The organism is Candidatus Chlorobium masyuteum, assembly GCF_011601315.1.
Taxonomy (GTDB): domain Bacteria; phylum Bacteroidota; class Chlorobiia; order Chlorobiales; family Chlorobiaceae; genus Chlorobium; species Chlorobium masyuteum.
In genome coordinates, this window is record NZ_JAAORA010000008.1 from 52,301 (window position 1) to 73,562 (window position 21,262).

Below are 21,262 nucleotides of genomic sequence, written 5' to 3' on the forward strand. Positions count from 1 at the left end.
AAAAATCATAACCGGTAGCGCTCGACCCAGAGTCCGGAGAGACGCTCCTTCAGATACTTCTCTCTCCCCTCATCTCCGGGCCGGTAGTAAGGCTTCGGATCCATACCATCCGGAAAATAGTCCTGCCGGACAAAATGGCCCGGATAGCTGTGGGGATAGTTATAGCCCGCGCCATATCCCTCCTGTTTCATCAGTTTTGTCGGAGCATTGCGCAGGTGAAGCGGAACCGCCAAATCCTGCATCGAGCCCGACTCCCTGAGCGCCTCATTGATTGCCTGATAACTCGCGTTGGATTTTGCGGCCGAGGCCAGATAGGTAACCCCCTGCGCCAGATTGATGCGCGCTTCGGGCATACCGATAAGTTCAACGGCATGAAAGACCGAAATCGCAAGCGTAATGGCATAGGGATCGGCATTGCCGATATCTTCGCTGGCAAAAATCACCATCCTGCGGGCAATGAATTTGGGGTCTTCGCCCCCTTCGATCATCCTTGCCAGCCAGAAGAGCGCGGCATCGGGATCTGAACCGCGCATCGACTTTATAAAGGCGGAGATGACGTCATAATGGTTCTCGCCTCCCTTGTCATATACCGGTGCCCGGTGCTGCAGCGCCCGTTCGAGCAGCTCCCGGTCGAGCACAATCTCCGTTTGATCCTGCGGGAGCAGAGAGAGCGCCGTTTCAACGGCGTTCAACGCCTTGCGCGCATCACCTCCGGCAAACTGCAACAGAAAATCGGGATCGGCAATCTCAATCTGAAGCTCACCGAAAAGCCGGTCCTCTTTGAGCGCCCGCCGGATGACCGCCAAAATCTCCTCACTCTGGAGGGGCTTGAGAATATAGACCTGCATCCTGCTCAGAAGGGCGGCATTGACTTCAAAAGAGGGGTTCTCGGTTGTAGCGCCGATAAGAACGATGAGTCCCTGCTCAATGGCGTGCAGCAGCGTATCCTGCTGCCCCTTGTTGAAGCGGTGAATTTCGTCGATAAAGAGGATGGTGCGCAGACCGGAAGCTCTTGACTTTTGTGCATTGTCAAGCGCCTTGCGCACATCCTTCACCCCCGAATCAATCGCTGAAAGCTGTTCAAAACGGTAGTTGAGTGAAGCTGCGCAGATTTCGGCAAGGGTGGTTTTACCCGATCCCGGCGGCCCCCAGAAGATCATTGAGGGAAGCTGACCGCTTGAAATAAAGCGGCGAAGCGGGCCAGACGGGCCGACAAGATGCTCCTGCCCTGCCATATCGTCAAGCGACCGGGGGCGAACCCGCTCGGCAAGGGGCTGAAAGTAGTTCCCGCTTTCGGGAGCCGGGGAAAAACCGAAGAGATCCGGCGGCATGTTGGGAGTGTCACTCATTCAGAATCCCTGATCAAGCAGCCATGCCTCATTGATCGTTGATGCCTCCGGGGCTGAAGATGAACGCATGCCAATCTGTCGGGCAACATATTTTCCGAGAATATCAAACTCAAGGTTAACCCTGCTTCCGGCTTTAAGATCATTGATAGTCGTATGGGCAAAGGTATAGGGAATGACAGCGGCGGCAAAGCGGAGCCGGTCAAGCTTGGCAACCGTCAGACTGATGCCGTCAATCGTGATCGAACCGGCAGAGACTATAAAGGGGGTAAAGGTTTCAGGAAAGCTGATCCAGAGCTCCCGGCTTGAGCCAAGCTCGCGTATCTCATGAACAGATGCCGCACAATCAACATGACCGAGTACAAAATGGCCGCCCAGTCGATCCAGTGGACGAACCGCCCGCTCAAGATTGACCAGTGAACCGTTACCGAGCTCTCCGAGCGTCGTCTTGCTGAGGGTCTCTTCAACCGTATCGACCTCAAACCACCCCTCACCAAGAGCAACAACCGTCTGGCAGGCACCGTTTATGCTGACACTCTCGTCAATCGAAAGATTGCTGAATTCGGCAGGATTCGTGTAGTGAACCCGGAGCCGCAGCCCCCCCTTTTGCCGTACCACTCCCCTCACCCGGCCGACATCCTTGATAATTCCGGTAAACATGGCTAATACCTTTCCCTTTCAGTAGTGCAACAGAATCATAACCCTTTTTCTTTCAATATATCACCTTAGCGATAGACAACAAACCCTGCTGCCGGAACTCTGATCTGCAGAGCCGAACCATGAACAGCGATGAGCGGGGCCGATTCACCGCACTGCCTGGCATCGGTGGAGTAGAGGCAGCTCATCGTGCCCGGTGAGCTGTTTATGCGGTTGTCCACCACAACCCACAGCTGAATATCATGCTCGGTGTCGGTGTTAATCGCACAGAGAAATTCCGATCCCGCGTAAATCCTCGACCATGCAACCACCCAGTGCAACTCGCCATTTACCGGCTGGGGATAGTAAAAATCCCCTTCACGTCCGCTTTCCGATACCTGCCGCAGATACTGCCGGCCCCGGCGAAGGGCTATATGCTCACGGCGCAAACGGGTCACATCCTGCACAAAGCGGTATGCCTCATGCTGTTCATTGAAGAAGTGCTTTCCGCTGCTCTGAAAAGAGCCGAAACCGCCGCCGAACATACACTCCCGAAGGAATACATCACTGTAGGAATCATCACCGGTGCGGCGGTCTGCGCCGTTGAACGCCTGTTCTGTACCGTAATAGATACAGGGGATGCCTGCAGAGAGCAGGTTCAACCCGAGCGCAGCGGGAAGCAGCCGGGCACTCCGCACGGCATCACCGCAAAACCGGAACTTGTGACGAACACCTACCTGGTCATGATCGTCGAGCATGGTAACAATATGCTTGGCATACCATTGATGACTTCGCCTGTTATCAAGAATACTGTTGCGGAAAAGATCGAAATAACCCTCCTGGGCTTCCGTATCGGGGTTTCCGGGGCTTCGCCACCCTTTGACAAGAAATTCGAGTTTGTCGGGTATATCATCGATACCGAGCGCGGCATCGAGGCCGGTCGTATCAAGAATTGTGGCAGCGTATGCACGCCCTCCGGTTATTTCGCCGATAATCGTAAAGTTCTCCTTCCCTATCGACTCGGCAAATTCATGGATGGCTGTCGCAAAAAAGCGCACGGCTCCCGGCTCCATATGTTTGACGGTATCAAGACGGTAGCCGTCTATATCGGCAAAGGCAATCCAGAAGCGGTAGACGTCAGTCAGATGACGAAGCGCCTCTGACACCCTGAACGCTCTGATACGCCTTTCAATATCCTGAACGGAATCCGGATCCCTGAGCGCCTCACCGAGACAGATATCCTTGAGCGTACAGAAGTCACCATCAAGAAACTCCGGAAACGAATCCCACTCCTGTATCTCTCCCCGGCAGGTCCAGGTATCAGGTGACTGGAGCTCTTCAGGCCAGACCGCCCCATCCGGCCATGCGCCGCTCTGAAACGGCAGAGGAGCCGCATCAAAGGGGATGCCTCCCTCTTCACCGCTCGACAACCGGTATCCGCTCACCGGCCAGGACGTACCTCCGTGATAGAAATAGCGCTGATTACCTTCGTAGGCAAACACATCTCCGGCATGGTTGATGATGATATCAAGGATCACCCTGATACCGAGATCGTGCGCAGCCCTGACAAACTCCCGCAACTCCTCTCTCGTTCCGAAGTGAGGATCGACATCAAGAAAATTCTGGATACCGTAACCATGATAATCGTTGCTCCCGGTGACCTGCCTGAAAACAGGACTGACCCATATAGCGCTTATTCCGAGCCTTTGGAGATAACCAAGCTTCGCTTTCATGCCGGCAAGAGTACCTCCGCACCACCGTTTTCCGGCCTCAAACCAGCTCTCGGGGGAGGCAGTCGCTTCATCAGTCAGAGTATTGAAAAGCGGTGTCGTACGCTCTCCCGGGAGGGCAGTAACCGGAACCCCCTCACTGTTGCAAAAGCCGTCATACTCTTTTCCGTCCGAAAACCGGTCAAGAAAAAGAAAATAGAGCACTTCATCCTCCCACGAAGCCGGTGAAGGATAAAAGTGCCGGTTTTCGACCAGTGCCTGAAAATCAATATCAGCAAGCCGGCGTTCAACGGCTGAATACGCAGGATCCTTTCTCTTCGAAACCATGAGCATAATGGTTTATATGAGTGAATCAAGATAACGTTCGATAGCGCACAACTGAAATCCTCAAGGGCAATTGCCTCTCCGGACAACAAAAAAGCCGGCATCACTGCCGGCTTGAAGATTTCGATTCCGACTGGTCGGGAGCGGCACTGTCATCAAAACACACAGCAGATTATTTGCATAATCAGGCAAGCGCCTTGAGCGCTGCACTGTAATCCGGCTCCTGTGTAATTTCAGGCACCTGTTCGGTATAGACAACCCTGCCGTCAGCATCAACAATCACAATAGCTCGTGAAAGAAGCCCCTTGAGCGGACCGGACGTAATGGTGACGCCATAATCACGACCGAATTCGGGAGAACGGAATACCGAAAGCGAAACAACATCTTTCAGCCCTTCAACTTCACAGAACCGCTTGTGCGCAAAGGGCAGATCGGCAGAGATACAGAGCACGACGGTGTTGTCAAATTGCGCGGCCTCCTGGTTAAAGCGCCTTACCGAAGAGGCACAGACCGGGGTATCAAGGCTTGGAAAGATATTGAGAACCAGTCTCTGGCTTGCAAAATCAGCAGGTCCGGCCTCTGAAAGATCGGTTTTCACCAGACAGAAAAAGGGGGCGTCAGACCCGATTACGGGAAGTGTACCGATTGTCTCGGCAGCGTTGCCCTTCAAGGTAATGTGTGCCATAAAACAGCGTTTAAAAATTAAAAAAAGTATCCGGCAAAAAACGGTGTCATCGGCGCTAAAGCCTGGACGACAGCTATACAACCACAAAGAAGATGAATGCGTTCAAAAAAATTTCACCAAAAATCTTCTCTTTCACTTAATTCCAGAAGCCTCCACCCCGTGAAAAGCTGTATCGCCCGGCACCGAAAAAGAAGATCGCAAGAGAGCCGAAAAGATAGAATGCCTGCACTTCAAGGGCGTATGCACCATGATCGCCAAGAGAATAAAGCTGGCCGGTATGAACCAGATAGACTGCCATCACCATAACAAATGCCTCAATAAGAGCCGCCGGACGGGTAAAGATTCCAAGTACGATAAAGAGCGGCGCAAGAAGCTCTCCGAGCAGAATACCGTGTGAAAGATAGCCCGGCAAATGAGCCTTGAGCAGCATCTGCTCTACAAAGCCGTAGCCATGCTGAAGCTTGTTAACCCCGTGAAAGAGCATCAGCCCTCCTACCGAAAGCCGAATCAACAGCTTTCCCAGGTCATTGTTACTGACAAGACGGTCCATCATAGGCGCCCTCCTATTGGTATATTTTTTAGCCATTAACTCTATCATGTTTTAAAAACCACAAAAAAACAAACATCCCGGCACCGCTACAGGCTTTGAACATAGGCTTCCAACAGCAAATCACTGCCGAAAAAGCGCGGCGTTTCAAACTTCAGGGCTACAGCTTCATTTGGCATGCTGATATTGAGCGGGGCAAACGAGCTCAATGCGTCTCCGCCAAAGAGCTTGGGCGCAATGAACATATAGATTTTGTCAACCAGCCGATCCCGTATGAACGAAGCCGAAAGCCGGCTCCCTCCCTCAACGAGTATAGAGAGAATCCTGCGTGTGTGCAGCTCTGCAAGCACCTGGCGCAGATCAAGTTCACCTGCATGCTCACGAACAAAGAGCACCGTCACTCCCCGCTCTCTGAGGAGCCCTGCTTTTTCAAGACCTTCCCAGGCTGATGAGGCAAAAAGAATGGTCGGGGCTTCAGTATTGAATATTTTCGATTCTACAGGAAGACTCAGCCGCCGGTCAAGCACAACACGGAGAGGATTGCGACCGCTGCAGTGCCTGACGGTAAGCTCTGCATCATCACAGCGAACGGTAGCTTCACCCACCACAACGGCATCATAGAGCGCGCGGAGCCGGTGTACCTCCATTCTTGCCGCTTCCCCGGTAACCCATTTGGAGGCGCCGAGCGATGTTGCAATTTTACCATCCAGCGTCTCGGCCAGTTTCAGAGAAACAAAAGGCAAGCCTGAGGTATGACTTTTGATAAACGCCTCGTTGAGCTTCATGCATTCAGCTTCAAGCACCCCTTCGGTAACTGCAATACCTGCCGCAAGCAGCTTTGCAATCCCCTTGCCCGCAACAGATACAAAGGGATCACGGCAACCGACCACCACCCTCGGAACTCCCTTTTCAATAATCAGATCACTGCATGGAGGGGTTTTGCCGAAATGGGAGCAGGGCTCAAGGTTAACATAGAGAGTGGAACGCCGGAGCAGCTCCTGGTCGGCCACTGAAGCAATGGCATTGACCTCGGCATGAGGAGCCCCATAGCGCTCATGAAAGCCCTCCCCTATGACCACGCCGTCACAGACAATCACCGACCCGACCATCGGGTTCGGACTGACCGTGCCGCCACCCTTCAGGGCGAGCTCAATGCAGCGGCTCATGTATACCGTATCATCACAGAGTAGACTCATCATGCCGCCGGATTCGCTCCCGCAGAGACCTGGACCAGCCGGATACCAGAGAGCCTGAGCAGTTCGTCTATATGCTCGATCTTGTAGGGCTTGTCGTAATAAATTGTTTTTATGCCTACGTTTATCAGCACTTTAAGGCAGTGAATACAGGGGCTTGAGGTAATGTAGATATCAGCTTCACCGATGGAGACTCCATGTTTTGCGGCCATAGCTATGGCATTGATCTCCGCATGGATGGTATTGACACAGTTCTCCTCGACCGTTCCGTCAGGATGGGTACTTCGGTAAATCCGGCAGGTAGTTTCATTGCAGTGAGGCAGGCCGGAAGGCGCTCCGTTATAGCCGGTCGAAAGAATATTGTGATCACGGACAATAACCGCCCCGATATGGCCTCTCGTACAGGTTGCCCGTCGGGAGATAAGATGCGCGACGCTCATGAAATATTCATGCCAGCCAAGCCTCTTTTCAGCCCCGGCCTCGCCGCCCTCTCCACCGCATGAGCAACCGCAATCCGACCTTGATTCTTCCTGCATAGTCCTCTTTTTTGATAAATTGAAACAATATGTGACCCTATAGACCATTCAGTCCTTTAGTGTGCCGCTCTTGCTTGTCGTGAGCGATTTGCGTGCTAAGCGAACGGAGCGCAGAAACCGGAGTGTACACGAGAGTACATGAGGATTTCGAGCACCGCTCAACAAGGCAATCGGATCGCGGAACAAAGAAATAGAGGCACACGATAAAATAGGGAAAAAGATCGCGCTCCCGCAACCCTGATTCGGATCTTATGCATCGTAATTACTTTACACTCTACCATGCGGCAATGGAACTGCATGAAAAGCTTGCAGGCGGGAGAGTCACCGAAATCTGTTCAGAGCATAAAAACGAGCTTCGAATCGGCTTCAAAACCATTCATGACCACCACATGCAGCTTGTCGTGGTCACACACTCACCGCAACTCTCTATCTACACAAAAGAGGGTTTTCAGCACAAAGGGAAAAATGCAGCAACCCTCATGAGCGAACTTTACGGAGTGAGGGTCACTTCTGTTGAAATCGCATCTTCCGATAGAGTCATCCGAATCCGTCTTGAGGATCACTCCGTTCTTGTGCTGCAGCTCTTTCACCCGAAGAGCAACGTTTTTCTGGTTCGTGAGAACCTGGTTACCGATGCCTTCAAACATAAAACCGACCATCTCGGCAAACCATATCCGACAGAAGATGAGAGTCCGGGATATTTACGAACACTCGAAACACTCGCCCTCGACAAAGTCCGGTTTATCAGCCTCTTCAACCATGAGAGTGGCAGCACGCCGCAAAGACTCTCGGTGATCCTCCCTGGATTCGACCGCACGCTTGCCGTGGAAGTGATGAAACGGGCCGATGAGAGCGAGAACCCGGAGGCACTCTTCGGGGCATTCCGGTCACTCTTTTACGAGCTGCTGGACCCGGTGGTTCAGGTGACGGAAAAGGGGAACGGCGAACCGGGATTCACCCTGCTGCACAACGCTCCGGCCGATACCGGTCGATATGATTCAGTACTCGAAGGGCTCTCGGTATACAGCACAAGAATCTGCCGCTATCTTGACACGGCGGATGAGCTGAAGGCCTATCGGGCAAAACTGGTGCAGCAGCTCACCAAAACCGGAAAGGAGCTTGAACAGTACAACCCCGGGCTGCTTGAAAAAATTGCTGCAAGTTATGACCTCTCCGGCCATCTCCTCATCGCCTCGCTCTATCAGGAGAGAGCGGATCCGCTCACGATAAGCGTAAAAAACATATTTGATACGGATAATCCGGAGAGCGAAGTGACCATTACCCTCAAAGCGGCGCTTTCTCTGCGCGAAAATGCCGAAGAGTATTTTGCCAAGGCATCAAAAACGAGAGGGAAACTCAACACATTGCAGGCCCGGCATGCCACTACTCTGCTGAAAAAAAGAGAGCTGGAAGCACTGCTTGCCGAAACCGAAGCGGTCACGACACCCAAAGAGGCCCGCAGGTTTATTGAGAATCATGGCGGAAGCGGGAAAAAAGCCGGCGGTCGCCAGGTAAAAGGGGGCGAAAGCCATCTGCCGTTCAGAAGTGTTCAGATCTCCCCCTCCATAACGCTCCTGATCGGCAAAAATGCCCTGAACAATGAGCTGCTGACCTTCAGCCACAGCAGACCGGACGACATCTGGCTCCATGCCCGGGGGGCTGCCGGATCTCACTGTCTGTTGAAAGGGGCATCGCTTCACCACAAGGCTGAAATCAGAAAAGCCGCCGGGATAGCCGCATGGTACTCCGCAGCCAAACACTCAAAACTTGTTCCGGTGATCTACACCCTGAAAAAATATGTCCGTCGGGGAAAGAGACTTGCACCCGGACAGGTGATCGTTGAACGCGAAGATGTGGTGATGGTTCGTCCGGAAAAGGATGAACAGACAAATTAAGAGCGACGCAATTATGGGCGCCTCTATTTATTGTCGTGAGAAGCCCGAGGACAAGGCGGATGGAGCACAGAAACCGGAGTGTACACGTAGTACATAAGGATTTCGAGCACCACCCAACGCAGTAATCGGGTTTCGGAATAAATAAATAGAGGTGCCCTTGTGATTATCCATTTCTGAAAGGCGATGTATCGGGCTATCTTGATGAAAAAGCGTGCATCTCAACTCAAGCAATGATATAATGGAAACCTATAAACTCGTATTGCCCGAACACCTCAACCACTACGGCTTTCTCTTTGGCGGAAACCTGCTGAAATGGATTGACGAGGTGAGCTACATTACCGTTTCGCTTGACTATCCGGGCTGCAACTTTGTCACCGTCGGTATGGACAAGGTGGAGTTCAAAAAGAGCATAAGGGGTGGCACAATCCTCTGCTTTGTCACGGAAAAAAGCAAAATCGGCCACACCTCGATCGAGTACACCGTGAATGTCTTCAAAAAGAGTATTGATACCGGCGGCAGGGTTCTGGTGTTCAGCACCAACATCACCTTTGTCTGCCTGAATGAGAAGGGGGTCAAAAAGGCGCTCTGCGCCGGAAGTCCACATTGAAAAACATGCTGAAGCGAAGAGCGGCACGCTCTGTTACCGGGTAGTGTTAAAAATCGAGCGGTTCAGAGAGAAAGCAAGCAGAATGCCGATGGCCGAGATGACAATATTACCGAGCCACATTGAGAGCATGGGGTCCAGCAGACCGCGTTCGGCAATGGTCTCGCCTGAAATCATGAGCATCCAGTAAAGCACGAAAAAGAGCAGCGACATGCCTGCACCGACTCCGAACCCGCCACGACGCGCAAGAACGCCGAGAGGTGCTCCAACCAGAACAAAAACAAAACAGGCAAGGGAGAGCGAATATTTCTTGTGATAGGCGGCCATATAACGGTTGTACATACTCCGGTTTGCACTGATACTCTGGCGTTCAGCGTCAAGCGCTGCGAGCTGCCTGTCAACAGAGCCTTCCGCAGAGATCTCCTTTTTGCGGCTCTCGTCCGCACTCCCCCCGGAACCCTTTCCTGCTATCTGACGATTCATGCTCTCAAGCGACAAATTGATGCGCTTTTCAGATGCAGCTATCCTTTTTTGAAATTCGTCGCCAATAGAGAGTAACTCCCTTGCCGAGAGCTCACTGTCTCCGGTACGCATCCGGTTGGCGGAAGTGCGGGCAAATCCAAACCCTGACGACTCAAAGACAAAGCGATACTTTTTGAAACTCAGGTTTCGGTAGACCTGGTGCGCCGGTTGCTTTACCTGATGGATTTCACCGTCAAGGAGCGTCATGACGAGATACTGGAAGTCGCCTGAAAACTCAATCGTTCCCCGCTCTGCTGTCACCATCGTGGTGAAATTCGGTCGGGAGCGATCATAGATCACGACACCCCTGATCTCCTTTGACTGATCATCGGCTTCACGAACAAGAATGGAATAACCATCCACAAGCGTTGAAAAGGCGTTCTCTTTCAGCCCGAACGCCGGTTTCGCCCTGGCGATATCAACCATGAGCGACTTGGCATAGTAGTTCGCCTGGGGAAGGACAATATTGTTGAACCGCTCAACACCGAGAGAGAGCAGAAGAGCGGTACAGAGAACCGGAAACATGAGGCGGTAAAGGGAGATGCCCGAAGCCCTGAGGACCGTCATCTCGGAGTTTGTGGTAAGGGAACCGAATGCCATCACCACCGCAATGAGCACGGCCATGGGAGCTGCAAGCCCTACCATCCAGGCAGACTGGAGGATAATCAGCTCAAGAATCGCGGAGAATGCAATTCCCCTGCCGATAAACCGGTCGGCGAAACTGGCAAAAAACTGGAGGATCAGGACAAACAGAATCGTGATGAATGCAAAAAGGAAGGGCCCGACATGGGATTTCAGGATGTAGCGGTCAATAATTTTCATAACGAGTCTCTTTCACTTCTCTCCGGTTCATCACTGCCGTTGAGAGGCAGGTGAGATAGCCGGAGCATGATCTGCATCAATATAAAATAAAATCCCTTTGATCAGACCGGTTATGAAAAAGTCAACGACCTGCAAAGGCTCGTTTGCTGCCTTCGGCTGAACTAACCCGGAAGAAGCCGTGTTACAACAGTACAAGCACCCTCTGACGCTTCGAATACTTTCCCCCCGTCTCTAAAACATGTAAACAGGAGCGTAATGATGAAAACCAACATCTGGTTAGTCGCAGGAATTGCAGGAATGCTTCTATCAACTCCGTTTGCTGATGCCCGGGCAAAAGTAACAGTAAACGTCGGGATCGGGGTTGGCCAAAACAGGGGCCATCATCACCATCTCCGCTACGTCCATAGAAGAGCCCCTCGCCGTATTGTCATTCGGACACGGCATCATGAGATCAGGCACCATCATCACAACACCCGTACCAGAGTGGACATAAGGCTCTGAGATAGCTCTGGTCAAGGTTCACCGCAGAGAGGGAGTCAACCGGTTGCTCTCCTGCGGTTATCCTGAACAAACCCGATCTGCCGCTGAACATGAAAGCTCCCTGAACGAACACAAGGGGCTACACAACCCGGTAGCGGGTCAGGGCAAAGGAGAAATAGAGGATGCTCGCAAGCATGATGACGTAGGGAAGACCGTCTGAACCAAGCACCTCCATGGCTGAGCCGATCAGGAGAATACCCGCCGTGCCGCCGGAGGCCTCCATAATCGAGTATCCGGCATTGGCTGAAACCAGTTCATCTCCCTCATATTTGTCGCCGATCAGGGCCAGAGAGGTGGAATAAATTGCACCGGTTACCCCTCCCCACAAAAAAAGAAGAATGAACGCCTGATAATTGACATAGATCGCAATCGGCAGGTAGACCGCGCAAATCATAGTCATGAAAGCTGCAATCACAATAACATAGCGCCGGTCTATAAAATCCGATACCCAGGTCAGCGGTGCTTCAAGCAGCAGCGCACCCATCATAAAACAGCTGAGCAGGAGTGCTGACTCGTGTAACGGCAGAGAATTTCTCATACCATAAAGCGTTATAAAGGCACAAACCCCGAAATAGGAGACACCGGCCATTGCGATTGCAAACATCGGCCCCTTGGTATGCATGATACTCTTCCAGATACCAACCCCGCCCTTGATCCTGAAGGATGGCACCATGTAGAGTCCCGCAAGAATAGGCAGCAGTGCCGAAAAACTGAGCAGTGCGGATAACAGAAAAACAAACCGGACGTTCAGGCCGCCTGATGTGGCTGCGGAAATATGACTTCCGGTTATCAAAAGATCCCTGACAGAGGGCATCAACAAAAGCAATATCCATTTGGAATAATCTATCAGGAGAGGACCGAAAGCAAAGCCAAGGGAGATAGAGGTGCTGTAAAGGGCAACCATCAAACCCTTGTTGCTTTTGAATTTCATACCGGCAATCCATGTCTGGAGCAAAATCATAAACATAAAACACCCTATACTGTTCAGAAAAACAGCAAACGTCCAGATATAAATGTTTGAGGTAAAGGCAAGCAGAAAAAGAGAGGGTATACGCAACACGGTAGAGAGCACAAGACCGGCTTTCATATTGACAAACCGGAGAAGAAAAGGAAACGAGAGGCTGATCAACAGAGCGGCGATGGTCTCCAGAGCCATGACCACGCCGATCATGGAGGAGGATGAACCTCTGTCTTGCAGCGTAATAGGTATCATGACAGCGGCCATTCCCCTGGCAACACAGAGAAGGAATGTTGCAAGGACACTCAACAGAAGACAGACTATCGGGGTGGAGGAAGCGGTGTCAACAGCACCTGCCGGATGATCAGAAGGGCTCACTATCATAACTTTTCACCGTCCTTCAGACGCATGTAATCCTCATAAATCCTGTGGCGGCTGTGGTTCATTATTTTCGAGAAGTTCCGCATAAACCAGACGAGTGCCGCGATCAGAAAAGAGACAAAGAATCCTGTCACCATGGCTCGAATCGTTGCCCGCCTGATAGGAGCAAGTCTTTCGAAATAGTTGTCGGCACGAATGTCTATTCCAAGAAGACAGACAAACTGGTGACGGGAGTCATAAACCGGAATGTATGCGCTTAAAAAGGAGCCCCAGCTATCGGTATAGGGCTCCTGGGCGACAACTTTCCGCTGTTCCCTGAACGCCCGGAGAACAAGCGGGCCAGCTTCCGGATAGGGATCCATGATATGCGACTTGTCATCACGGCCATTCCCATCCCTGTCGCCGGAAGGGGTGGGATCCAGAACAAAGTAGACCTTGTTGTTTTTCATAACAAGGGTATAGACATAAGCGATGGATGAATCTGCCTGCATGATATTGCTCAGCGGCTCGAGCGCCTTGAGATAAGGCTCTGACTGCTCCTGATCGCGTGATATGAACTGACTGTGCAGATCACCATCCACAAACAAGGCGCCAATCGCACCGGATCGAAGCAGACCCTCACGAATCTCCCCTTTCTGGGCATTCAGGGTGTGGTAGTAGATAAACCAGGTGGTTATAAAAATGGCGCAAAAAGCAACTACACCGATAATAACTGCTTCGGCAAGAGGGTAGAACCTGTACTCCACATTCACCCATTCCGGCTTGTCCGTTGAAATATTCCTCTCCTTTGGACGCAAGGTGTTCAGCATACTCCAAACCTCTATACCAGTTTCAGAAAAAGTGGTGTGACAACAGATTCAATCTCCCAAGATACAAGAACAAAAGGAGATTAGCGCAATCTACCCGCCAACAGAAAGGGTGAATATTCTTGTTTAACTACCGAAAAACCAGTTTGATGCGGAAAGAAACCCGTCACTCTTTACTGCTTAAGCATAGATACTCTTGGCTTCTTTTGGATGGATTTGCATACATTAGATGTATACCTTTTTATGGACAGGAACATGACAGCAAGCATATGCCGAAAAAAAACAAGGTAGCCGCTTCAGATAACTGCCAAAAAAAACTTGCAGAGACAAAGGTGGCCGCCGCTGCCAGCAAAATGCTTCATAGCAACTTTATTGACTTCATGCATAACGGCTATGCCTTCTGCCGCGTGGTTACTGAAGAGGGGCGGCCGGTTGATCTGATTCACATAGAGGTCAACAAAGGGTATGAGCAATTGACCGGTCTGAAAAATGTTATCGGACGCAAAATTACTGAAGTGATGCCCGGAATCGCCGAATCCAATCCGGAGTTCCTCGAAAAACATTTCAAGATTGCTGAAACCGGAATTGCCGAAAAGTTTGACATCTATCTCGAACCGCTTCAAAAATGGTATGAATCATCCATTTACTGCCCGGAAAAGGGTTACACCGTAGCGATTTTCGATGATATCACCAAGCGCAAACAGGCTGAACAGGCGTTAAAGAGCAGTGAACGGAAGTTCCGCTCCATTATGGAACAGATGTCGGAGATTGTTTTTATTACCGACTCAAACGGGCAGATATCCTTTATCTCTCCGGCTATCGAAAAAATCACCGGCTACAAGCAGCACGAAGTAGTCGGACAACGCTTTACTGATTTTCTCTCGGAAGAGGAGGTACCATCTGCTCTCTCAGCATACAAGGAGGTGATGCTGAAGCAATCGATCTCTCACGTGATCGTGCTGAAATTCATGAAAAAAAACGGCACCTTTTTTTTCGGTGAAGTTCATGTACAGTATTACCATGAGAGTGGATTTAGCGGAACGATCGGTGTGATTCATGATATATCGGAAAGGAATCGCCATGAAAGAACCCGTATTGAGTATGAGAAAAAACTGCTCGAAGGCAAACTCTTTCTCCAGAGCATCTATGACACTGTCAATCACTCCGTTTTTGTAATTGACGTCCTCCCTGACGGCTCCTACCGCTACAAGAGTATCAACCGCCTTCATGAAACCCGGACAGGGTTGAAAAATGAAGTGATATCGGGAAAAACACCCCAGGAGGTGCTTGAACCTGAAGTCGCCGCTGCCGTTACAGCCCATTATGACCAATGCATTCATAATGGGAGCCCAACAGCGTACGAAGAGATTCACGCTTTCAAGGGTAAACCCTCATGGTGGAGAACTATCCTGAACCCGGTTCGCAACGATACCGGTCATATATACAGAATCATAGGAACGAGTACCAACATCACAGAGCACAAGCTGACTGAGGAGAAACTCAAAACCCTGAGTTTTGCCATTCAGCAGAGTCCCACCGTTGTCGTCATTACCGATCCCGAGGGCAATATCGAATACATCAACCCGACCTTTACCGAACACACCGGATATTCCGAAAAAGAGGTGGTCGGTCAGAATCCCCGTATTCTCAAGTCCGGTCTGATGGAGGATAGTGTCTATGAAGAGTTCTGGAAAACGATTCTGGCCGGAGGCGTCTGGCACGGAGAGTTCCACAACAAAAAGAAAAACGGTGAGCTCTACTGGGAGGATGCCATTGTTTCGGCCATTGTAAACCAGAAGGGCGTCATAACCAATTTCGTGGCGGTTAAGGAGGATATTACCGAGAAAAAAAAACTATGGGTTGACCTGATTGCCTCCAAAGAGAAAGCCGAGGAGAGTGACCGGCTGAAAACAGCTTTTCTTGCCAATATCAGCCATGAAATACGAACTCCGATGAACGGCATCCTCGGTTTTGCAGAACTGCTGAAGGAGCCCCATCTCACCGGTGAGGAGCAGGCTGAATACATTGAACTGATTAATCAGAGCGGCAGGCGCATGCTGGCTCTGATTAACGATATTGTTGATATCTCCCGTATTGAAGCCGGGGAGACCATGATTCATGTTGAGCCAACCCAGGTCAACAAGCTTCTGCAAAATCTCTGCACCTTTTTCAGGCCATTGGCCGCAAACAAGAAGATCGCTTTAAGCTGCTCAAAGGGTCTCTCTAACGAAGAGAGTGTGATTGAAACGGACAGTGCAAAGCTGACCCAGATCCTGACAAATCTTGTCCAGAACGGACTGAAATTCTCCACAAAAGGAGAGGTTGGCATCGGCTACAGCCGAAAAGGAGATCTCCTTGAGTTTTATGTTACCGATTCGGGTATCGGCATTCCGGAATCGATGAAGGAGAGCATTTTCGAGCGCTTCAGGCAGGTTGATAACTCATTAACCCGCCATCATGAAGGATCAGGTCTCGGATTGAGTATTTCAAAAGCCTATGTTGAAATGCTTGGCGGTACCATCCGGGTTGAATCCGGAGAGGGAAACGGAAGTACATTCATCTTTACACTCCCCTTTAATCCGCCTGGATTACAGATAGCTGAACACCATTCGACGGTCAATGAGGATAAAACAGGCTCATTGAGAGGCACAACGATTCTGCTTGCAGAGGATGACGCGGTCAGCCGAATTCTTATTAAACGAAGCCTTCAGGAGGAAAACCTTACCATTCTTGATGCCTGGAACGGCCGTGACGCGGTGGAGATGATCAGGCAGCATCCGGAGATTGATCTGGTGCTGATGGATATCAAAATGCCGATGATGAACGGATTTGAGGCAACACGGGAGATCAAGAAGCTTCGAGCAGATCTGCCGGTCATTGCCCAGACCGCATTCACCTCAAAAGAGGAGCGCCTGAAAGCGCTCGACGCTGGATGTGACAGCTTTATGAGCAAGCCGATCAACAAACAGAAGCTGATTGAGCTCATCCGGCTGCTGCTCCGCAAGTAACGCACCTCTGCCAACCCACGCACACCACCAACCTATTGAACTCCTCTGTCAAGCAGTTCTGCAAGTTGCTCCGGCTCACGCACCGGCAAAAGACAGGTGCGGTCAATGCAGACCGATGCCTGCGGGACGAGGTCGTCGTGGGGTATGGGTTCGGGAACGTGCTGCAACGCGGCAAGTTCTGCGGAGGCATGCATAACAACCGTGCCCGGCAGGTAACGCTCACCGGCAACCGCCCGGAGCCGATCCATCTCCGGAGCGTGCAGCTCTCCTGAAAAGAGAATTCTGCACCTTCTTTTTCGGGCAAAGTTGAGTGCCACCAACATTTGCGGCAGCGCGTGACTCTGCGAGGCAAGCGTTGTTCCGAATGAGCTGAACAGCTCTTCCGCCTTATTGGAAAACTCCTCCTTGCCGGTCAGTTCACCAAGCCGCAGCAGGTTCAGTGCTGAAATTGAATTTGCCGTTGGTTCTGCGCCGTCATAGCTCTCCTTCTGACGAACCGGAACCGTATGGTCATCACTTGCCGAGCTGAAATATCCTCCATGCAGCTCGTCGTAAAAGAGGGTGTTCTGCAGCTCCGCAATTTCGAGTGCAATCTGAAGATACGCTGTCTCAAACGAGGCTTCGTAGAGGTCGAGCAGCGCCTGCACGAAAAAGGCGTAATCATCAACTTTCCCCGCAATCGCGGCGCTGCCGTCACGGTAGCGGCGGAGCAGACGGCCGCTCTTGCGGTCATAGAGGGTATCCAGCAGAAAAGCGGCAGCTTTTCGAGCTGCTGCAAGGTAGGGTTCATGATGCAGCACCCTGTACCCTTTTGCGAGGGCGGAGATCATCAGCGCGTTCCAGGAGGTCAGGATTTTGTCGTCAAGAAATGGTCTCGGCCTTCTGGATCGAGCCGTGAACAGCCTGCCGCGAGCCTCGTCAAGCACATCCCGGATTTCAGCCGCTGTTTTACCGAATTTCACCGCCGTCTCCTCAATAGTCGCCTGCAGCATCAGGATATTGCGACCGGTGAACTCTCCATGCGGGTCGTTCAGAGCATTGCCTTCCGCACGAACACCATACACAAAGGCAAAGATCGCCGCATGCTCTTCATTGCCGATCGTTTCGCGAAGCTCATCCGCACTCCAGAGGTAGAATGCCCCCTCTCTCTTTTCAGTATCGGATTCGGATTCGAGGCTGTCGGCATCCTCAGCCGAGTAGAATCCTCCCTCGGGAGAGGTCATATCACAGAGCACATAGTTGAAAATATCCCCGGCCACACTCCTGTAAAACGTTTCACCGCTGCACTGGTAAGCTTCGAGATAGGAGATGGCAAGCTGGGCATTGTCGTAGAGCATCTTCTCAAAATGCGGCACATGCCACCGCTCATCGGTAGAGTAGCGGGCAAACCCTCCCCCGCCCTTTCCGGCAACGCTGACAAGGTCATGTATGCCCCCTTCAGCCATCTTGCGAAGGGTGAAGAGTGCCATCTCAAGTGCTTTTTTCCTGTCGGTTTGGTTACCGGAATGGTATGCGTGATTGAAGAGAAAGTTCAGCAGCACAGGACGGGGAAATTTCGGCGCTCCGCCGAACCCTCCGAACTTCGGGTCAACGGTCGATTCCAGCCACCTGAAACAGTTTTTCTGGGCCTCATCATTATCCGGCAGTTCGGCAGAGCGATTTGCAGAAAAAGCTGCCAGATCACTGAAAAAGCCGGATGATGCCTCCCTTATTTTCTGCTCGTCGCTCTGCCAGAGCTGGGCGATAGAGAGAAGAATGGTTGTAAACCCCGTCATACCATACCGCTCTTCGGGAGGAAAATAGCTGCCGCCGTAAAAGGGATTACGGTCGGGAGTGAGCCACACCGACATCGGCCAGCCGCCTCTGCCGGTAGTGGACTGCACGTAATCCATATAGAGCCGGTCAAGATCCGGAAGCTCTTCGCGGTCCACCTTGACCGGTACAAAATATTGATTCAGCAGTTCAGCAATATCGGCGTTCTCAAACGACTCCCGCTCCATCACATGGCACCAGTGACAGGTAGAGTAACCGACCGAGAGAAAGATCGGCTTGTTTTCCCGTTCGGCCTTTTCAAACGCCTCCCCTCCCCACGCATACCAGTCAACCGGATTAAGCGCATGCTGCAGGAGATAGGGGCTTTTTTCACGGATAAGCCGGTTGGGTTTTCGGATGGGCTGGGTCATTGAGAGCAGATCAAAACTGGATTGCAGAAGTAACACAACAGCTACAACCCGCTCTGAGCGCTCAATAGTTCAGGGCTTTTGCATTTCAAACGAGAGGAGTTAGCTGAGTTAGTCGAAAGCAACACTGCACCGCCATGCGACGAACAATGAATAGCTTGCCGGAGTGTATTTATTTTGATACATTTGAAAATGAACAAGGCAACTCTTGAAGTCAGGTTCTACAGAACTGATAACGGCACAGAACCAGTACGAGATTGGTTACGCGAGTTACCGGCTAACGATCGAAAAATAATAGGCCCCTCCGAAAAACGAACTGCAATTAGCAAAAAAAAGGATGAGACCTGATGATCGATAAAAACAACATCGGCACCAGTTTCGACAACTTTCTGGAAGAAGAGGGCATTCTGAATGAAACGACTGCAGTTGCAGTCAAGCGAGTTATTGCCTGGCAGATAGCTGAAGAAATGAAAGCACAAAAGCTCACCAAAACGTCGATGGCAAAAAAAATGCATACCAGCCGTGCCGCATTGAATCGCCTGCTCGATTCGACAGATACCAGCCTTACCCTGGCAACTCTTTCCTCTGCTGCGGCTGTTCTTGGCAAAAAATTCCGGATTGAGTTAACCTCCTGACTCTTCAGGCCGGTCGAACGAATTGTTGCTGGCTGGGTGTCAATCAGGACGGGGAGGAGTTAGTTAACGCAGTTATGAACGTTCCGTCCCCGCATTGCCAAAGAGAAGCATTATGCATTCATGGGTCCCCGAATAGCTACTTGCCACTGAAGGATACATGACGATCTCCTTATTGTAATGGGTTTGATGGAAAACGGAAGATCTCCATTCGAATCCAGTTCCCAATCTGCCAAAAGTTCATCATGGTTATTCAAGCAATCGCCTCACTCCGCAGCGTTTCGGTCTTTGAAAACGACACCCGGTTTCGCCTCATACCATAACGCTCTGTATCTGACTTTTTCGGCATCGGTGAAGCGGATTGAACCGCTGAGGAACCAGGAACCCGAATGTTTATCGGGATCATCGCCTTCACGGGTGCCTGCATGCTCCAGACCCGTCACCTTGCTCTCTGCATCCCGAATCACCCGCCAGCTACCTGAGATGTAGTGTTCCGTATCGGCCGCAACGATATCGAGCACCTCTTCCACCCCCCCTTCTTCGCTGTCACCACGGATATCAAGCGAACCATATGCGTAGGCTATGGCGCTGAAGTCCTCAAGCACAAAGCGCATGAACTTGTTCCGAACCATATGGTGCAGTTCCAGACCATCAAGAACGTAGATGAACTGGCGCCCGTTATTCCCGATGCCTGAAATCGAACGAGGCAGGCTGCCGTAATCCTCTGCAAGGCTGATATACCATTCCGAATATTCCTCGAAAAGATCGAGAAGAAGCTCCCTTGATGCAGTGGTTTCCATAAATAACTCAAACAGTAAAAACGTTACATGATACTATAAACCCGGCGCCGACGGCATAAACACGTCAGGTTGCATTCCAATAGGCTGTTCTCTATACGTTGTTTAATAGCGATAAAACTCTCAATACATCACCGTTTTCGAATCATAGAGCTCACTGCGCCTGTAGTCACTCCCATCTGCCTTGCGGTCTCGGCGAGTGACAGGCCATACTCACTGGTAAACTTTTCGGCGAGACTCTTTCTCAACGCAGGCAGTATTCCACCCCGGCTCCCTGATCGAAAAAATGCAACGGTGATACCTGCGTTCTCACAAGCTTCAGCAATGTCATGCCGCACCTGCTCCAACCGTTCACTTGCAGGAAGCTGATTATCAACAGACTCTTCGGCCTCTGCAAGCAGCGATTGTACAAACTCACCACTCCCCAGAATCCGTTCATCACCCTGCTCCCTCAACCCCTGCTTGCGCATCGACAGCACTTGCGACCACCCGCCATGTGAACGAACCAGACCACCTCCCGAGAGTTCCGATTCACGATCACATCCCATCTCCTCCTCAAGAAACGCAAGGTATACGCTTCGTGCCTTCCCGTCCGTACTGCCGAAAAAGCGCAACACATAGTCCCGGTCAAACCACTCATGGTTAATCCGTTTCATCAGCACCGCATGACCGCTCCAGGGATATCGGGCAAGTTCCTCAAAAGAGTCAACAATGCCCGCCTTCAGTGGATTGAGATGGATATAGGCAACCAGCTTGTCAAAATATGCCTCCTCTTCACATATAATCGATTTGTAACGGTTCTGGAAGAGATGCCCGGCTCTTTTATGGCGACGGTTGTAGTACTGAGCATAACCGGAAAGCAGGCAGCGCATGTAGGTTGAGAGTCCGCTCTCGCCGCTTTTTAGAAGGATATGCAAATGGTTCGTCATCAGCGCATAGGCATAGATTGCTGTGCCGGAACCCTTCGCAAGAGTACCTGTGCGACGCAAAAACTCTTTCCGATCTTCATCATCGGTAAAAATAGCACCCCGCTCTATCCCCCGGATAATCACATGATGCAATGTTCCCAGCGCATCAAGTCTCGCTCCTCTCGGCATTTCAGCTCCTCAGATATTTTGCT

Annotated in this window: 18 protein-coding genes; 5 read left to right on the plus strand and 13 right to left on the minus strand. The window is 51.2% G+C overall.

Annotation, left to right across the window (positions count from 1 at the left end; genetic code table 11):
• Positions 1 to 5: 5 nt before the first annotated feature.
• The 7 genes from G9409_RS10980 to G9409_RS11010 form a co-directional block, all read right to left on the minus strand.
• On the minus strand, positions 6 to 1,349 hold the full coding sequence (locus G9409_RS10980) for a replication-associated recombination protein A (RefSeq protein ID WP_166808799.1): 1,344 nt from the start codon (positions 1,347 to 1,349) through the stop codon (positions 6 to 8).
• Positions 1,350 to 2,006: a riboflavin synthase gene (locus tag G9409_RS10985; protein ID WP_166808800.1), complete on the minus strand. Its 657-nt coding sequence runs from the start codon at positions 2,004 to 2,006 to the stop codon at positions 1,350 to 1,352.
• A gap of 65 nt (positions 2,007 to 2,071) precedes the next feature.
• Positions 2,072 to 4,045 carry an alpha-amylase family glycosyl hydrolase gene (locus tag G9409_RS10990; protein WP_166808801.1) on the minus strand — a complete coding sequence of 658 codons (1,974 nt, stop codon included), beginning with the start codon at positions 4,043 to 4,045 and terminating at the stop codon, positions 2,072 to 2,074.
• A gap of 175 nt (positions 4,046 to 4,220) precedes the next feature.
• Positions 4,221 to 4,721 (minus strand): thiol peroxidase, encoded by a 501-nt coding sequence (gene tpx, locus G9409_RS10995; RefSeq protein WP_166808802.1) that lies wholly within the window; start codon positions 4,719 to 4,721, stop codon positions 4,221 to 4,223.
• Between the two features lie 136 nt (positions 4,722 to 4,857).
• Positions 4,858 to 5,274 carry a DoxX family protein gene (locus G9409_RS11000; protein WP_166808803.1) on the minus strand — a complete coding sequence of 139 codons (417 nt, stop codon included), beginning with the start codon at positions 5,272 to 5,274 and terminating at the stop codon, positions 4,858 to 4,860.
• A gap of 83 nt (positions 5,275 to 5,357) precedes the next feature.
• Positions 5,358 to 6,467: a bifunctional diaminohydroxyphosphoribosylaminopyrimidine deaminase/5-amino-6-(5-phosphoribosylamino)uracil reductase RibD gene (gene ribD / locus G9409_RS11005; protein ID WP_166808804.1), complete on the minus strand. Its 1,110-nt coding sequence runs from the start codon at positions 6,465 to 6,467 to the stop codon at positions 5,358 to 5,360.
• Entirely contained in the window at positions 6,464 to 6,997 is a 534-nt protein-coding gene (locus G9409_RS11010) for a deoxycytidylate deaminase (protein WP_166808805.1), read from the minus strand. The genes ribD and G9409_RS11010 overlap by 4 nt, the downstream gene beginning before the upstream one ends.
• 251 nt (positions 6,998 to 7,248) lie before the next feature.
• Between G9409_RS11010 and G9409_RS11015 the strand changes: the two genes are divergently transcribed.
• Together G9409_RS11015 and G9409_RS11020 are read left to right on the plus strand one after the other, a co-directional pair.
• Positions 7,249 to 8,892, plus strand: a complete 1,644-nt coding sequence (locus G9409_RS11015) for an NFACT RNA binding domain-containing protein (protein ID WP_166808806.1) — start codon at positions 7,249 to 7,251, stop codon at positions 8,890 to 8,892.
• A gap of 238 nt (positions 8,893 to 9,130) precedes the next feature.
• On the plus strand, positions 9,131 to 9,499 hold the full coding sequence (locus G9409_RS11020; protein WP_166808807.1) for an acyl-CoA thioesterase: 369 nt from the start codon (positions 9,131 to 9,133) through the stop codon (positions 9,497 to 9,499).
• Between the two features lie 33 nt (positions 9,500 to 9,532).
• Here G9409_RS11020 and G9409_RS11025 read toward each other — a convergent pair whose 3' ends face one another.
• Positions 9,533 to 10,840 (minus strand): LptF/LptG family permease, encoded by a 1,308-nt coding sequence (locus G9409_RS11025; RefSeq protein WP_166808808.1) that lies wholly within the window; start codon positions 10,838 to 10,840, stop codon positions 9,533 to 9,535.
• Between the two features lie 255 nt (positions 10,841 to 11,095).
• Here G9409_RS11025 and G9409_RS11030 point away from each other — a divergent pair, with 255 nt between their 5' ends.
• Positions 11,096 to 11,341 carry a hypothetical protein gene (locus tag G9409_RS11030; RefSeq protein WP_166808809.1) on the plus strand — a complete coding sequence of 82 codons (246 nt, stop codon included), beginning with the start codon at positions 11,096 to 11,098 and terminating at the stop codon, positions 11,339 to 11,341.
• Positions 11,342 to 11,459: 118 nt separating this feature from the next.
• Here G9409_RS11030 and G9409_RS11035 read toward each other — a convergent pair whose 3' ends face one another.
• Positions 11,460 to 12,722 (minus strand): MFS transporter, encoded by a 1,263-nt coding sequence (locus tag G9409_RS11035; RefSeq protein WP_166808810.1) that lies wholly within the window; start codon positions 12,720 to 12,722, stop codon positions 11,460 to 11,462.
• Positions 12,719 to 13,528, minus strand: coding sequence for a chemotaxis protein (locus G9409_RS11040; protein ID WP_166808811.1), 810 nt, complete (start codon positions 13,526 to 13,528; stop codon positions 12,719 to 12,721). The genes G9409_RS11035 and G9409_RS11040 overlap by 4 nt, the downstream gene beginning before the upstream one ends.
• Positions 13,529 to 13,794: 266 nt before the next feature.
• On the opposite strand from G9409_RS11040, the gene G9409_RS11045 reads away from it, so the two are divergent.
• On the plus strand, positions 13,795 to 16,533 hold the full coding sequence (locus G9409_RS11045; RefSeq protein WP_166808812.1) for a PAS domain S-box protein: 2,739 nt from the start codon (positions 13,795 to 13,797) through the stop codon (positions 16,531 to 16,533).
• A gap of 32 nt (positions 16,534 to 16,565) precedes the next feature.
• On the opposite strand, the gene G9409_RS11050 is transcribed toward G9409_RS11045, so the two are convergent.
• Entirely contained in the window at positions 16,566 to 18,716 is a 2,151-nt protein-coding gene (locus G9409_RS11050; RefSeq protein ID WP_166808813.1) for a thioredoxin domain-containing protein, read from the minus strand.
• Positions 18,717 to 19,060: 344 nt separating this feature from the next.
• Between G9409_RS11050 and G9409_RS11055 the strand changes: the two genes are divergently transcribed.
• Positions 19,061 to 19,348 (plus strand): helix-turn-helix domain-containing protein, encoded by a 288-nt coding sequence (locus G9409_RS11055; protein ID WP_166808814.1) that lies wholly within the window; start codon positions 19,061 to 19,063, stop codon positions 19,346 to 19,348.
• A gap of 263 nt (positions 19,349 to 19,611) precedes the next feature.
• On the opposite strand, the gene G9409_RS11060 is transcribed toward G9409_RS11055, so the two are convergent.
• Both G9409_RS11060 and G9409_RS11065 read right to left on the minus strand, forming a co-directional pair.
• Entirely contained in the window at positions 19,612 to 20,145 is a 534-nt protein-coding gene (locus G9409_RS11060) for a hypothetical protein (RefSeq protein ID WP_166808815.1), read from the minus strand.
• A gap of 128 nt (positions 20,146 to 20,273) precedes the next feature.
• A complete protein-coding gene (locus G9409_RS11065) occupies positions 20,274 to 21,239 on the minus strand; it encodes a transposase (protein ID WP_166808816.1) in 966 nt (321 codons plus the stop codon).
• Positions 21,240 to 21,262 lie beyond the last annotated feature (23 nt).